A 13,109-nucleotide genomic window follows, 5' to 3' on the forward strand; every position below is an offset into this window, starting at 1 on the left:
AGGAAACATGAAAAATATCATATCTCAAGAATGGTTAAAAGATAATATATCAAAGGAAGATTTAATCATATTAGATACTAGAGCTGAATTAAATGATCCTAACTATGGTCTTAATGAATACGAGAAAGGGCATATTAAAGGTGCACACTTTGTGCCTATGGAAGAAATCACCACTGGTGAATTAAGAGAACATGGAGGCAGGCACCCATTACCTGATATGAATGAGTTCATAGAAAATATGAAAAGTTTTGGTATAAAAGATGATTCTACTGTAATTATTTATGATGATGGAGATTTAGCCATGGCAGGTAGATTATGGTGGATTCTCAAATACTCTGGAAAACATCAGGTTTATATTCTAGAAGGTGGTATAAAATCTTGGGTAGAAAATGGTATGGAAGTGACTACAGAAATTCCTAAAGTTAAGAAATCAGATATTCTGACCTTAAACTTAGATTCATCAATGGAAGTGGATATAGACTATGTAAAAGAAGCCATTGGAAATAAAGATGTGGTTATAATCGATTCCAGAGCTTATGAAAGATATATTGGGGAAGTAGAACCTTTAGATAAAATACCAGGACATATTCCAAATGCCTTAAATTATCCATGGATGAATTTAGTGGAAAATGGACTAAAGTCAAAGGAAGAGCTAGAAGAATATTTTAAACCATTGAAAGACTATAGGGAAGTAATAGTTCACTGTGGTTCAGGTATTACAGGAACAGTAAATCTAATGTTTATGGAAGAAATAGGGTTGAAGCCTAAATTCTATGTAGGTGGATACAGTGATTGGGTAAGCTATGGAGATAATGAAGTAGTAGAAGGAGATAAATAGAACCAGCGGGATTTCCCGCTGGTTTTAAAATACCCAATTTCCGTCTCTAAATAACTCTACTTCATTTCCATTCTTTTCATAAGCCATAATACTTAGTTCAGGTCCACCCACCATGAAATCCACATGGATTAAACTAAAGTTTGAGCCCTTAGCTTCTAATTCTTCTTGAGTCATATTTGAACCATTTCTCATGGCATAAGCATAAGCACGACCTAGTGCGAAGTGACAGGAAGCATTTTCATCAAATAGAGTTTCATTAAATAAAATTCCAGTATTGGAAATAGGTGAGTCATCTGGGACTAAAGCCACTTCACCTAAATATCTTGCACCTTCATCATTTTCTAAAAGTTTTTCAAGGACATCTTTACCTTTTTCTGCATAAAAGTCTACTACTTTTCCATCTTTAAATGTAAATCCAAAATTATCTACAAGCTTTCCATTTAAACTAAGGGGTTTAGTAGATTTAAGAGTACCATTTACCTTTAAGCGATGGGGAGTAGTAAATACTTCTTCTGTGGGAATGTTTGCAACATAGGAATGTCCACTTTGACTTTCCTTTGCACCACCCATCCAAAAATGGTCTTCAGCTAAATATACCTCTAAATCTGTATCTGGACCTTTAAATACCAATTTATCAAATTGTTTTTCGTTTAAAAAGTTTCTATATTTTTTTAGATTCTTATCATGAATCTCCCATGCTTTTACTGGGTCATCTTGATCAACTCTAGTGGCTGCAAAGATTTTTTCCCAAAGTTTATCTATGGCTTCTTTTTCATTTAGGTCTGGAAATACAGATTTAGCCCAAGCTGGTGATGGCATGGCTACTATATTCCATTTTGTAATTCCTGTCATTCTATATTTCATTACATGGGCCATAGCCTTAGAAGCAGACTTTTGACTTGTAGCAATGTTCTCACCATCTACATCTTTTAATAGTTCAGGATCAGATGCTAAAATAAAAATATGATGATAATTGTCCTTATACATAGCTTCTAAAGAATCCACTTTCCATTGTGGAAAGTTTTCAAATACAAAGTCTTTTCCATTTTCAAATCTTATTAAACTCATCTCATCATCATTTAACATAAATTCAACATGCTTTGCACCGATTTCATAAGCTTTTTTCATCATAAGTCTGGCTAGGGGTAATGTTTCTTCATTTCCTGTTATTATTAACCCCTCTTTTTCCTTTAAATTAACACCAATTTTTACAGCAAGTTCAGCATATTTTTCTAAGTTATCCATAATTACCTCCTTAAAAAGTATTATCTATATTTTATCATAAAATGAATATAAGACAGTAAAAACTTATTGATTAGAAAAGATAATCACTGTCAAATCTTTTATTTCTAAATTCCTTAGGGGAAATTCCTGTATATTTTTTAAATTGGGCAGAAAAATAGCTTTGGCTGTTAAAACCTATTAATATAGCTATATCTAAAATAGATTTATCAGAATTGCATAAAAGATATTTGCTTTTCTCAATACGGGCATAAGCCAAATATTCAGTGAAACTCATATCTAGTTCTTTTTTAAATTGACTGCAAAAATAACATTTACTTAGGCCAATATGGTCTGCCACCATAGATAAAGTCAAATCTTCCCCTAAATTATCCTGAATATAATCAACTGCTTTTCTTATGTAAATATTATCTATAGGGTTTGAAATTTTAATTAATTGCCTAATATATCCATGTATTAGCTGTTTACCAGTATTTAAAGTATCCTCTTTAGTTGTGGATTTTTCAATTAAATTTAAGAAGGCATGATATTTAGCTTTTGCACTATAGGCGGAAACCCCTTTTCTAATTACATTATGGCAAATTAAAAGGGAAATAGAAATTATATAACTTTTAACATATTCAAGACTATTATTTTCTATAACATTATAAATAAATTTTCTAGAAAAAAACTCGTCATATAATTTCAATGCCTTTTGTAAATTACCATTTGAAACTTCTCTTATTAAATCAATTTCAAATTCATAAATATTATAAAAATCATCTCTATTGGGTTTAGGATAAAACAAATTATTACTAATCAAATTATATGCACTCCTTAAATGAAAATCATTATCAATTAGAAATATAATATCATATTTATGTTGAAAATAAAATAAAACAAAAGATATTTAAAAAAATCGAAATATATTAGAGAAATTTAGGAAAATATGAAGTAATATAATCAATATAAATGATAATGATTATCAATAAGGAGGTAAAATTAATGAAATCAAGTATAATATTTTCTTCTTTGACAGGTAATACAAAGAAGGTTGCAGATGAAGTTCTGAAGATAATGCCAGAGGGTACAAAGATATATGATTTAAAAGATTTAAATCATTCCTTAGATGATGAGCTTTTGATCCTAGGTTATTGGGTGGATAAGGCTAATCCTAATAAAGAAATGTACCAGTTTATGGAAAGCTTAAAGGGAAAGAAAATTATAACCTTTGGTACTTTAGGAGCATATCCAGATTCCTCCCATGCCAAGGAAGTAAAAGAGAATACGGTTAAAATCCTAGAGGGAAATAATGAAGTTTTAGGAACTTTTCTATGCCAAGGAAAGATAAATCCTAAGATAACAGAAATGTTTATGAAAAGTGGTGGAGAAAACAATGTACATACAATGACTCCAGAACGTTTAAAAAGACATGAGGATGCTGCTAAACATCCAAATGAAGAAGATTTTAGTAATGCTAGAAGTTTTGTGAAAGATATAATCAATAGTTTATAATAGGAGAAATTAAAATGAAGAAAATTGCTATTTATGGTAAAGGTGGTATAGGAAAATCAACTACTGTATCAAATCTATCTGCCGCCTTATCTAATTTAGGATATAAGGTTATGCAGGTAGGATGTGACCCAAAGGCAGATTCCACTAAAACCCTTATGGGAGGAAATTTTATACCAACGGTATTAAATGTTTTAAGGGATAAAGGTGATGATATTGATTTGGAGGACATAGTCTTTGAAGGATATAATGGAGTTTTATGTGTAGAAGCAGGAGGACCTACTCCGGGAATAGGATGTGCAGGTAGAGGGATTATTACTGCGTTTGAAAAACTGGAAGAATTAGAGGCATTTGAAACTTATAAACCTGATATTGTTATATATGATGTATTAGGTGATGTAGTTTGTGGTGGTTTTGCTATGCCTATTAGAAATCAATATGCTAAAGAAGTATATATTGTGACTTCAGGAGAGATGATGTCCATGTATGCCGCATCTAATATTTCTCGAGCTGTAATGCAGTTTAAGTCAAGAGGATATGCAGAATTAAAGGGACTTATATTAAATGCAAAAAATGTAGAGAATGAGATAGAATTAGTTAATAAATTAAGTGAAGAAATAGAAACCGATGTATTTCACTATATTCCAAGAAACCCAATTGTTCAAGAGGCAGAAAACATTGGACAAACTGTGATAGAAAGCTTTATAGATTCTGATATGTCAAAGATATATATTGATTTGGCAAAAAAAATAATGGAGGTAGAATAAATGAAAAAAAATAACTTGTTGATGCTTTTAGTGTTATGCCTTGTGTTAAGTCTTGCAGCTTGTACTGACAAAAATAATGCAGTGGATTCAAATGTAGAGGATGTTGAGTTAGAAGGAGATACAGAAAAGGGACAAAATACAGTTGAAGAAGTAGAACCTAAGAATATAATAGCTGGTACACTTATGTCTGCAGAATTATTAGATTTATTTGATATAAATCCAGTGGGAACATTGACTACTGAAAAGAGTTTACCAGAAAGATATAATGATATAACAAAAATAGGTTCTCCTATGAAACCTGATTTAGAAATAGTGGCTTCTTTAGAACCAGAGCTATATATAACAGATGCTAATTTAAAAGAAAGTCTTGAGGAGATTTTTAAAAGTACAGATTTTGAAATGATGTTTTTAAATAATAACTCCTATGAAGATATTTTTACAAATATTGAAAGTCTTGGAGAATATTTAAATAAAACAGATAAAAGTAATGAAATTATTTTTGAAATGAGAAATAAAGAGAAAGAAATAATAAATTCTATTTCAGGAAAAGAGTCACCAAACGTACTTATTATATTTGGAACTCCAGAAAGCTTTATGATTGCAACATCAAATTCTTATACTGGAAATTTAGTGGAGAAACTAGGTGGAGTAAATGTGGCAAGTGATTTAGCAAAAGGAAGTCCAACTCCATATTTACCTTTTAGTTTAGAAACTATAGCAGATCTTAATCCAGATGTTATTTTAAGATTGACTCATGTAAGTCCAGAATTAAGTAAAAAAGCTTTTGATGAAGAATTTTCAAAAGGATTTTGGTCCAATATAGATGCTGTTAAAAATGAAAGAGTATATGATTTAGATCCGAATTACTTTGGAGTAACGGCTAATTTAAGAGTGATGAAAGCCTTAGAAGAGTTAGCAGAAATCTTATATAATTAGGTGAAGTGTCTATGCTTAAATCATTAAAGAGAAATAAATATGCTTATATAGCTTTATCAGTATTTGTGTTAATGTTTATTATTCTACTATCCATAAGAATGGGTAGTGTGGAATTTAGTTATTCTAAAATATTTAGTATTTTATTTAGTTCAGAAATGAATTCAAGTAAAAATGTCCTTTTAAATATAAGATTACCTAGAATAGTTATTGCTGCCATAGTAGGAGCAAATCTATCTGTATCAGGTGCATTACTTCAAGCAGTAATGCAAAATCCACTGGCTGACCCTGGTTTAACTGGGGTTTCAGCTGGTTCAAGTTTGGCAGCAATAATAATCATGCTGCTATTTCCACAGTATAGTTATTTAGTTCCAATGGCAGCATTTTTAGGTGGTGCTGTGGCTTGCGCTTTAGTATATTCCCTAGCATGGAAAAATGGAATCAAACCTGTGAGAATTATACTGGCAGGAGTAGCTGTTAATGCTATATTAGGTGGAGGGACTTCTCTATTATCTATTTTATATAGTGATAGAATTCAAGGTGTATTGCTTTGGGTTAATGGGAGTATAAGTGGAAAAACTTGGTCTGATGTAAAAGTATTATCTATATACAGTGCTATAGGTATAACGATGGCAATGTTCTGTATAAGGAAAGCTAATATTCTTCAGCTTGGAGATGAAATGTCATCAAACCTTGGTGTAGATACTAATAAATATAGAGTTCTTATTTCCCTTGTGGCAGTATTTTTAGCTGCTGTTTCAACAGCTTTAGTAGGGGTAGTGGGATTTGTAGGACTTATTGTGCCTCATATAGCCAGATTACTAATAGGATCTGATTATAAATATTCATTACCATTTAGTGTAATACTGGGAAGTGGACTTTTACTTCTTGGAGATACTTTTGCTAGAACTGTGGCTAGTCCAATAGAACTTCCTGTAGGTGTTATTATGGCAGTAGTAGGAGGTCCATTTTTTCTATACTTATTAAGGAGGGGAAATGCGTAATGATAGAAGCTAAAAACTTGAAAATATCATATGAAGAAAGAGTAGTAGTTAAAGATTTTTCCTTCAATATAGAAGAAGGAGAAATGGTATCTATTATAGGACCTAATGGCTCAGGAAAATCAACTATATTAAAAACTATATCAAAACTTCTTAAACAACAAGAAGGATTAATTTATCTAGAAAAAGAAGATATTAGCCATATGAATATTAAAAATATAGCAAAGAAGATGTCAACTTTATCTCAACACAACAAAAGTCCAGAAGACATAGAGGTAAAGGATTTAATATATTATGGAAGATTACCTCACAAAAAATGGTATGAAAGAAAAACTAAGGAAGATGAAGAAATTATAAATTGGGCAATTAGTCAGACTTCCTTAAATGGATATGAAGAAAAAAAGGTATCAGAATTATCTGGAGGAGAAAGGCAGCGAGTCTGGATAGCCATGGCATTGGCACAAAAACCAAAGATTCTATTACTAGATGAACCAACTACATATCTTGACATATGTCATCAATTAGAAGTCATGGAGCTTATAAAATCTCTCAACAAAGAACTAGGTCTTACTGTAATAATGGTTTTGCATGATTTGGGACAAGCGGCTAAATATAGCCATAGAGTAGTGGTTATTAAAGATGGGAATTTAGTGGCAAAGGGTAGTCCTTATGACATATTAACAGAGGAGTTAATTAAAGAAGTATATAAAGTAGAGGTATGTATTAGAAAGGATATATTAAAGGGAGAAATTATAATACATCCTCTGGGTGTTTGTAAATCTTGTGAAAAGAGGTGTCAATATGAAGCAATTTAATTTGGAAAAACTATCGAAATTAAGTGAAATAAATAAAAATGAAGATATAAAAGCTTTATCCCATGCCATATTTCCAGGTACTCACTGTCCCTTATTTGGAGTTGCTATGATAGCATCATTTATTGAGGATTTAGTAGTAATAGTAGCTGGGACTCAAGAGTGTACATATTATGCTAAGGATTTTGCATATCAAAGACAATATGGTAAGGACAATTTTTACTCAGTAGTTACAAATAAGCACGATATTACATTTGGATGTGAAGAAAAAATAAAAGATGTAATATTTGAAATAGACAATACTATTAAACCAAAAGCAATAATGATAGTATCTACCTGTGTTTTAGAGTTAATTGGTGAAGATTTTGTTTCCTTAGGAAGTTTCATTCAAGATAAAGTAAATGCTAAAATATTAGTAGTACCTACAGAACATTTTAAATGTAATAGTCATATTCCAGGTATGGAAAGGTCACTGGAACAGCTTGTTAACCTTATGGAAAAATGTCCTATAGATGAAAAGAGTATAAATATTTTAGGACATAGGCAACATGGAGTAGAAAATACGGAACTTATGAAAATCTTAGTAGAAGAAGGTATTCATATTAACTCTGTTATTCCATCAAAAACAACTATAGATGAGTTGAGATTTGCTACAAAAGCTAAATTAAATATAGTCACTGACTTTGTGGCACTGCCTATGGCAAAGAAGATGGAAGAAGAATTTAGAATACCTTATGTCTATTTTGATAAGCATTTATCTTTAGAAAGAATAAGAAATAGTTATAGAAAATTAGAAGAATTTCTAGAAATAGAGATATTATCTAAGCTTAGTTCTAAGGAAGAAGAACTAATGGCTCTTATGGAGGAAGCTAAAAAGGTATTGAAAGGTAAAACCTTTATATATGGAAATACTCCTATGATGGCATTTGAAGTTACTAGTTTCTTATGTGATTTAGGACTTGAACCTATATTGGTACAAGTTAGAGATTTATATGAAAATGATTCAATATATATGGAAGAAATCAAATCTCATGGATATGACCCATATATAAGTAGAATTGCCAATATAGCACCTATGCAGTATATATATGAAGAATGTAAGCCTAGTTTTTACTTTGGACATGAAAATCCTATGAATTTAGCTAAGAGAAATATTATACAGGTTACATTAGACGAAGTCACAAAGAAACTAGGATACGAAATACCTATAGACAGTATAAAGAAAATATTATTATCTTTCCAACAACATGAAGAAATTAAAGAAAAGATGATGAAAATAGCTGCTAAAGGAGGTATGAGACATGGAGTTTTATAAATTTTTCCTACACCTTCTGATAGAATGGGAACCATATGGACATTAAGTACCATAAAAGATGCTTATATCATTGAATTTGGTCCAGCGGGAACAACCCATTTTGCCATAGAAGGGCTTATGCAGTTAAATGGTGAACATAAAGCTAATGTATATACTACTCATATTAATGAAACAGATATTTCCTTTGGGAAACAAGATAGATTAGAAAATGCTATATTGGAAATAGATGGGCAATATAATCCTAAATATATATTTGTTATGGCATCTTCCATATCAGCCATTATAGGAACAGATATTGAAAGCATTTGTTTTGAAATGCAGTCTAAAGTTAGTGCAAAGTTGATTCCCATAACTACTGGTGGATATAATGGAGATCATACATTGGGTATAGAAAGATCTTTAAATATGCTTTGTAAAGAAGTGGTAAAACCATCTGAAAACAAACAATCTAAAACTTATAATATTATAGGAAACAATGTAGATGTTTTTAATTTCTTATCAGAGATGGAAGAAATTAAAAACATGATGAAAAATGGATTTGATTTTGATCCAAATACTATTTTTACAGCATATACGTCTATAGATGAAATAGAAAAGACTACTATGGGTGAAATTAATCTTGTACTTAGGGGAGAAGGATTAAAAGCAGCAAAAACTCTACAAAAAGAGCATAATATGGATTACTATTATGGCAGGCCATATGGTTTAGAAGGAACAACTCTTTGGTTAAGAAATTTACAGGAAGCACTAGGGATTAATGTTAATGAAGATTATATAAGTAAAAAAACATCAGAAATAAGAAAACATTTAATGAGTTATAGATTTATGATTAGAGAAGTAAGAAATAAATCTGCAATATTAGTAGGAGATTATGATGTAGTTATAGGTTTAGCCAATTTATTGGAGGAATTAGGACTTTCAATAAAGAAAATAATAGTTAAACATAAATTATGTAAGGAAGTTAGAAAGTATATACCTGAAAAATGGGAAGAAATAATTGAGTTTAATTTAAGTGAAAGAGAATTAGAAGAATATTTAAAATCAGCACCTTCATATTTACTTTTGGCTGATGGAGGTACGTTAAAATTGGAAAATCAATCTAGACTCCATCTTCAAATAGCAAATCCCAATTTCTCAAAGTATAGTATTTATCCTTATACCCCCTTCGTAGGATATAACGGCACTTTATATATGATACAGTGTCTATTTGAGTTGGAAAAAAGCAAATCTAAATATTAGCAAGTTTTTAAGGTTAAGGAAAAAGGTTCCCTAAGGGGAATCTTTTTCCTTTTAAAACATTTATATATAAAATATAGTGGAAATCAAAATTAAAGATTTAGCTTAAATATAAGTTTTGAAGATTGGGAAAATAATTCCTTGTTTTATCATACAATTAAAAAAATACAATATATACAGAATATACTGTAAATATGGAAACGTGGTAATCTACATACCTTCCTCAAAGATTCATTAGCCTTTTAACATTTGGCATAATAGTTCCAATATACATTGACGAAATATAAAATAAGGGGGCATGTGTTAAATGTTAGATACAAGGAGTTTGAAATTAGTGGCAGATAGGCTTCATTTAGTAGATACTTTATTAGATGAGAATGTTTATGCAGATAAAGTATTGACAGGTGGTAAAGTTGTAAATGTGATTACTAAAGAAATTTATGAAGCAGAAATAGCCATTACAGGTGAGTATATATTAATGGTTGGAGACTGCTCAAAGCTTAAAGGACCTAAAACTGAAATAGTAGATGTTACAGGAAAATATATAATGCCAGGATTTATAGATGCACATATGCACTTTGAATCAGCAATGCTTACGGCAACTGAATTCTCAAGGCTATCTTTACCTACAGGTACAACTTGTTTAATATCAGACCCACACGAAATAGGAAATGTATTAGGAAAAGTGGGAATGAAGGCAATGGCTGAAGAAGTAGCCACTCTTCCACAGCATGTTTATTTAAGAGTTCCTGCTTTAACTCCAGATTCACCAGGACTTGAAACGGCAGGAAAGAATATAACATCAAAAGATATACCAGAAATGCTTTCTTGGGAAACCGTTACAGGAATAGGAGAAACCCAAGGGGTAACTACTATAAAATTTGTATACGAACATAACTATGAAGTTATAAAAGATACTATAGCTTCTACAGTATATGCCAGATCTATTGGAAAACAAGTTGATGGAAATATTGCAGGATTATTTGGGGAAGAACTAGCGGCTCATATAATCTGTGGAGGAACTGATATATCCTGTCATGAGACAACAACTAAAGAAGAAGCAGTTGAAAAACTAAGATATGGCGTATATGTTCTTATGAGAGAAGGATCTACTCAATATAATATGGCTCAATCTGTACGGGCTATAACTGAGGAAAAGTTAGATTCTAGAAGAGCAATCATTGCTACTGATGATATGTTAGCAGAAGATATTATAAACAAAGGACATATGAATGACATCATAAGAAGAACTATAAAAGAAGGGGTAGATCCAGTTGAAGCTATACAAATGGCTACTATAAATCCAGCTACTTGGTTAGGACTTAGCCAAATAGGAGTATTAGCACCGGGTAAATATGCTGATATAGCAGTTATAGATGGAAAGCTTGAGGATATGAATGTATCACAAGTATTTCTAAAGGGAGAAAAAATAGCTGAAAACAAGGAACTTCTAATTGATCTTCCTGTTTATACTTATCCAGATACAGTTAAGCAATCGGTAAAGAGAGAACCAATAACGGCTGAAAATTTAATGATAGCTTCTAATGATAATAAGGTGCTGGCAAATTGTATAGGACTTATTCCTCTAAACAATTTATCTGAAAAGCTACAGGTAGAATTACCAGTTGAAAATGGATATGTAAAATCAAATGTGGAGGACTTACTTCCAGTTGCAGTAGTTGGCAGACATGGGCAAAAGGATATAGGTAAATCATTTGTAAAAGGATTTGACCTTAAAGAAGGAGCTTTTGCCGAGACAGTATCTCATGATACCCATAATCTAATAGTTATAGGAACTAATTATGAAGATATGGCAGTAGCTGTAAATAGAGTTATAGAATTACAAGGCGGAGTTGTTATAGCTAAAGGTGGAGAAGTGGTAGATGAATTGCCACTTAGAATATCTGGACTTATGACAGATGAGTTAACAGCTTATGAACTTACAGATAAAATGACAGCACTCCATGAAAAGGCAAAAGAAGTTCTAAAATGTTCTATACCTGCACCTTTTATGCACTTAGCATTTTTATCTTTATCTACAAGTCCAAAGTGGAAGATAACTGATAAAGGAGTAGTAGATGTTGAAAACTATAGAGTAATACCATCTATTGAGCCTATAAAATAAGTAGAAATCAAAAAATAATTAGTAGATAATAATATTTATGGCTGGAGATATGTCTCCAGCCATATGTAAGAATTCAAGTGATTTTTATTAACTAAATACCACAAAATAAGAAAGAGGGTATAATATGATAGATGAAAAGCAAAAAATCACTAATAAGACTACAGCTTCTTTTCTTGGACTTATGATAATTTCAATAGTAGGTCTTATTTTATACTTATTATTGTCTAATATTATGATTGTAACAAAATGGCTTCCTTATGAGTCCATAGTAGAGGGCATAATGGAAAACAATATAATATCTAAATTTATTTGGATGATAAAAGATTTTTCTGAAGGACAGTTTTATGGAGGACTATTTGCAAGTATGAGTCTTATTATAGGTGCTATAATACCATGGAGATTAGATGTAAAAAAATCTAAATATGCTGGTATAAATATATCCTATGGCTTAAATATATGGCCATGGATATTTGCATCGCAGATTTTGACCATGTTAATAGCAGTATTTGTATTGGGATATTTGAGTCTTTTAGATAATGACACTTTTTCATGGATTCCTACATTTCTATTATTAGTGGGAGCGCCACAGGCAGTGTTGTGTGTATATGGACCTAGTGTTAAATCACTATTTACAGGTTCAATTTTAGGGGGATTGCTTACAGTTCCCATGGCAAATTGGATTAATAACTATATAATAGTACCTATTGGAATGCCAGGAACTATAGCAAATTACTTTGCCTTAGCAGGGGCTATAACTATAACTTTGCAAGTCTGTAGTTTGCTTCCATGGATGGAGAAAAGGCCATTTAATACCATTGATTATGGACCATCGCCTAATGAAGAAGAAATGTATAAAACTTTGAAAAATCCTCTATGGATTATTAGGAGAACTTTGGCAGATTTTACTGACCCACTTTTCTATGGAAATGAAATAGCTTCTTTTTTTCTAATAGTTGGAGCTATAATAGATTGGTTTCTAAACTCTAAACATGGATTTCTCGGTTCACAAGTTTTTCCAGCAATATTATTGTCTCAATTATTAAGCGGAGGAATAGGGGTATATTTGTATGGCAGAAAACATTTAGAAAATGGTTGGTATCCTACTTATGTACCAGTAGTAAGTATAGCTCCATTTTGTGTTTTAACTTTTGGAACTACTTTGCCTGTAATACTATTTTCTTCAATCTTTGGTGCAATAATAGGTGCGCCCTTTGCTGAATTATTAAACAGAAATCTTCCAGAACATCTTCATGGAGTTATACCAAATGTACTAGCCATGGGTATTACTACTATGTTTACGATAAGTGTTATGAATTATTTACCTTGGTTTTAAGGGTACCCTTTAAGGA

Annotated in this window: 12 protein-coding genes; 10 read left to right on the top strand and 2 right to left on the bottom strand. The window is 31.2% G+C overall.

All coding sequences use genetic code 11. The features are described from left to right. The first annotated feature begins 7 nt into the window (after window positions 1-7). Entirely contained in the window at window positions 8-838 is an 831-nt protein-coding gene (locus tag FYJ83_RS03300) for a sulfurtransferase (RefSeq protein ID WP_154438914.1), read from the top strand. 24 nt (window positions 839-862) lie between these two features. Here the strand turns inward: FYJ83_RS03300 and FYJ83_RS03305 are convergent, their stop codons facing one another. Both FYJ83_RS03305 and FYJ83_RS03310 read right to left on the bottom strand, forming a co-directional pair. Further along, entirely contained in the window at window positions 863-2,083 is a 1,221-nt protein-coding gene (locus FYJ83_RS03305; RefSeq protein WP_154438915.1) for an aminopeptidase, read from the bottom strand. Between the two features lie 70 nt (window positions 2,084-2,153). Then, on the bottom strand, window positions 2,154-2,882 hold the full coding sequence (locus FYJ83_RS03310) for a helix-turn-helix domain-containing protein (RefSeq protein ID WP_154438916.1): 729 nt from the start codon (window positions 2,880-2,882) through the stop codon (window positions 2,154-2,156). Between the two features lie 182 nt (window positions 2,883-3,064). On the opposite strand from FYJ83_RS03310, the gene FYJ83_RS03315 reads away from it, so the two are divergent. The 9 genes from FYJ83_RS03315 (at window position 3,065) to FYJ83_RS03355 (ending at window position 13,093) form a co-directional block, all read left to right on the top strand. Beyond that, window positions 3,065-3,574 carry a flavodoxin family protein gene (locus tag FYJ83_RS03315; RefSeq protein ID WP_154438917.1) on the top strand — a complete coding sequence of 170 codons (510 nt, stop codon included), beginning with the start codon at window positions 3,065-3,067 and terminating at the stop codon, window positions 3,572-3,574. Between the two features lie 14 nt (window positions 3,575-3,588). Then, on the top strand, window positions 3,589-4,338 hold the full coding sequence (locus FYJ83_RS03320; protein WP_154438918.1) for a nucleotide-binding protein: 750 nt from the start codon (window positions 3,589-3,591) through the stop codon (window positions 4,336-4,338). After that, a complete protein-coding gene (locus tag FYJ83_RS03325; RefSeq protein ID WP_154438919.1) occupies window positions 4,339-5,274 on the top strand; it encodes an ABC transporter substrate-binding protein in 936 nt (311 codons plus the stop codon). An 11-nt stretch (window positions 5,275-5,285) separates the two neighbouring features. Next, window positions 5,286-6,275 carry a FecCD family ABC transporter permease gene (locus tag FYJ83_RS03330; RefSeq protein WP_154438920.1) on the top strand — a complete coding sequence of 330 codons (990 nt, stop codon included), beginning with the start codon at window positions 5,286-5,288 and terminating at the stop codon, window positions 6,273-6,275. Further along, window positions 6,275-7,087 (top strand): ABC transporter ATP-binding protein, encoded by an 813-nt coding sequence (locus tag FYJ83_RS03335; RefSeq protein WP_154438921.1) that lies wholly within the window; start codon window positions 6,275-6,277, stop codon window positions 7,085-7,087. The genes FYJ83_RS03330 and FYJ83_RS03335 overlap by 1 nt, the downstream gene beginning before the upstream one ends. After that, a complete protein-coding gene (locus FYJ83_RS03340; RefSeq protein WP_154438922.1) occupies window positions 7,074-8,399 on the top strand; it encodes a nitrogenase component 1 in 1,326 nt (441 codons plus the stop codon). The genes FYJ83_RS03335 and FYJ83_RS03340 overlap by 14 nt, the downstream gene beginning before the upstream one ends. A gap of 24 nt (window positions 8,400-8,423) precedes the next feature. Continuing rightward, complete coding sequence (locus FYJ83_RS03345; RefSeq protein WP_154438923.1) at window positions 8,424-9,638, top strand: nitrogenase component 1; 1,215 nt, start codon at window positions 8,424-8,426, stop codon at window positions 9,636-9,638. Between the two features lie 304 nt (window positions 9,639-9,942). Next, window positions 9,943-11,760 carry an adenine deaminase gene (locus FYJ83_RS03350; RefSeq protein WP_154438924.1) on the top strand — a complete coding sequence of 606 codons (1,818 nt, stop codon included), beginning with the start codon at window positions 9,943-9,945 and terminating at the stop codon, window positions 11,758-11,760. Between the two features lie 124 nt (window positions 11,761-11,884). Then, a complete protein-coding gene (locus FYJ83_RS03355) occupies window positions 11,885-13,093 on the top strand; it encodes a hypothetical protein (RefSeq protein WP_154438925.1) in 1,209 nt (402 codons plus the stop codon). Window positions 13,094-13,109 lie beyond the last annotated feature (16 nt).

Origin of the sequence: Tissierella pigra, from assembly GCF_009695605.1 — a bacterium.
Lineage (GTDB): Bacteria > Bacillota > Clostridia > Tissierellales > Tissierellaceae > Tissierella > Tissierella pigra.

Bases quoted from the DNA above. Each gene is read 5' to 3' on its own strand.
- FYJ83_RS03300 (WP_154438914.1), top strand. From the start codon at position 8: ATGAAAAATATCATATCTCAAGAATGGTTAAAAGATAATATATCAAAG.
- FYJ83_RS03305 (WP_154438915.1), bottom strand. From the start codon at position 2,083: ATGGATAACTTAGAAAAATATGCTGAACTTGCTGTAAAAATTGGTGTT.
- FYJ83_RS03315 (WP_154438917.1), top strand. From the start codon at position 3,065: ATGAAATCAAGTATAATATTTTCTTCTTTGACAGGTAATACAAAGAAG.
- FYJ83_RS03320 (WP_154438918.1), top strand. From the start codon at position 3,589: ATGAAGAAAATTGCTATTTATGGTAAAGGTGGTATAGGAAAATCAACT.
- FYJ83_RS03325 (WP_154438919.1), top strand. From the start codon at position 4,339: ATGAAAAAAAATAACTTGTTGATGCTTTTAGTGTTATGCCTTGTGTTA.
- FYJ83_RS03330 (WP_154438920.1), top strand. From the start codon at position 5,286: ATGCTTAAATCATTAAAGAGAAATAAATATGCTTATATAGCTTTATCA.
- FYJ83_RS03335 (WP_154438921.1), top strand. From the start codon at position 6,275: ATGATAGAAGCTAAAAACTTGAAAATATCATATGAAGAAAGAGTAGTA.
- FYJ83_RS03340 (WP_154438922.1), top strand. From the start codon at position 7,074: ATGAAGCAATTTAATTTGGAAAAACTATCGAAATTAAGTGAAATAAAT.
- FYJ83_RS03345 (WP_154438923.1), top strand. From the start codon at position 8,424: ATGGGAACCATATGGACATTAAGTACCATAAAAGATGCTTATATCATT.
- FYJ83_RS03350 (WP_154438924.1), top strand. From the start codon at position 9,943: ATGTTAGATACAAGGAGTTTGAAATTAGTGGCAGATAGGCTTCATTTA.
- FYJ83_RS03355 (WP_154438925.1), top strand. From the start codon at position 11,885: ATGATAGATGAAAAGCAAAAAATCACTAATAAGACTACAGCTTCTTTT.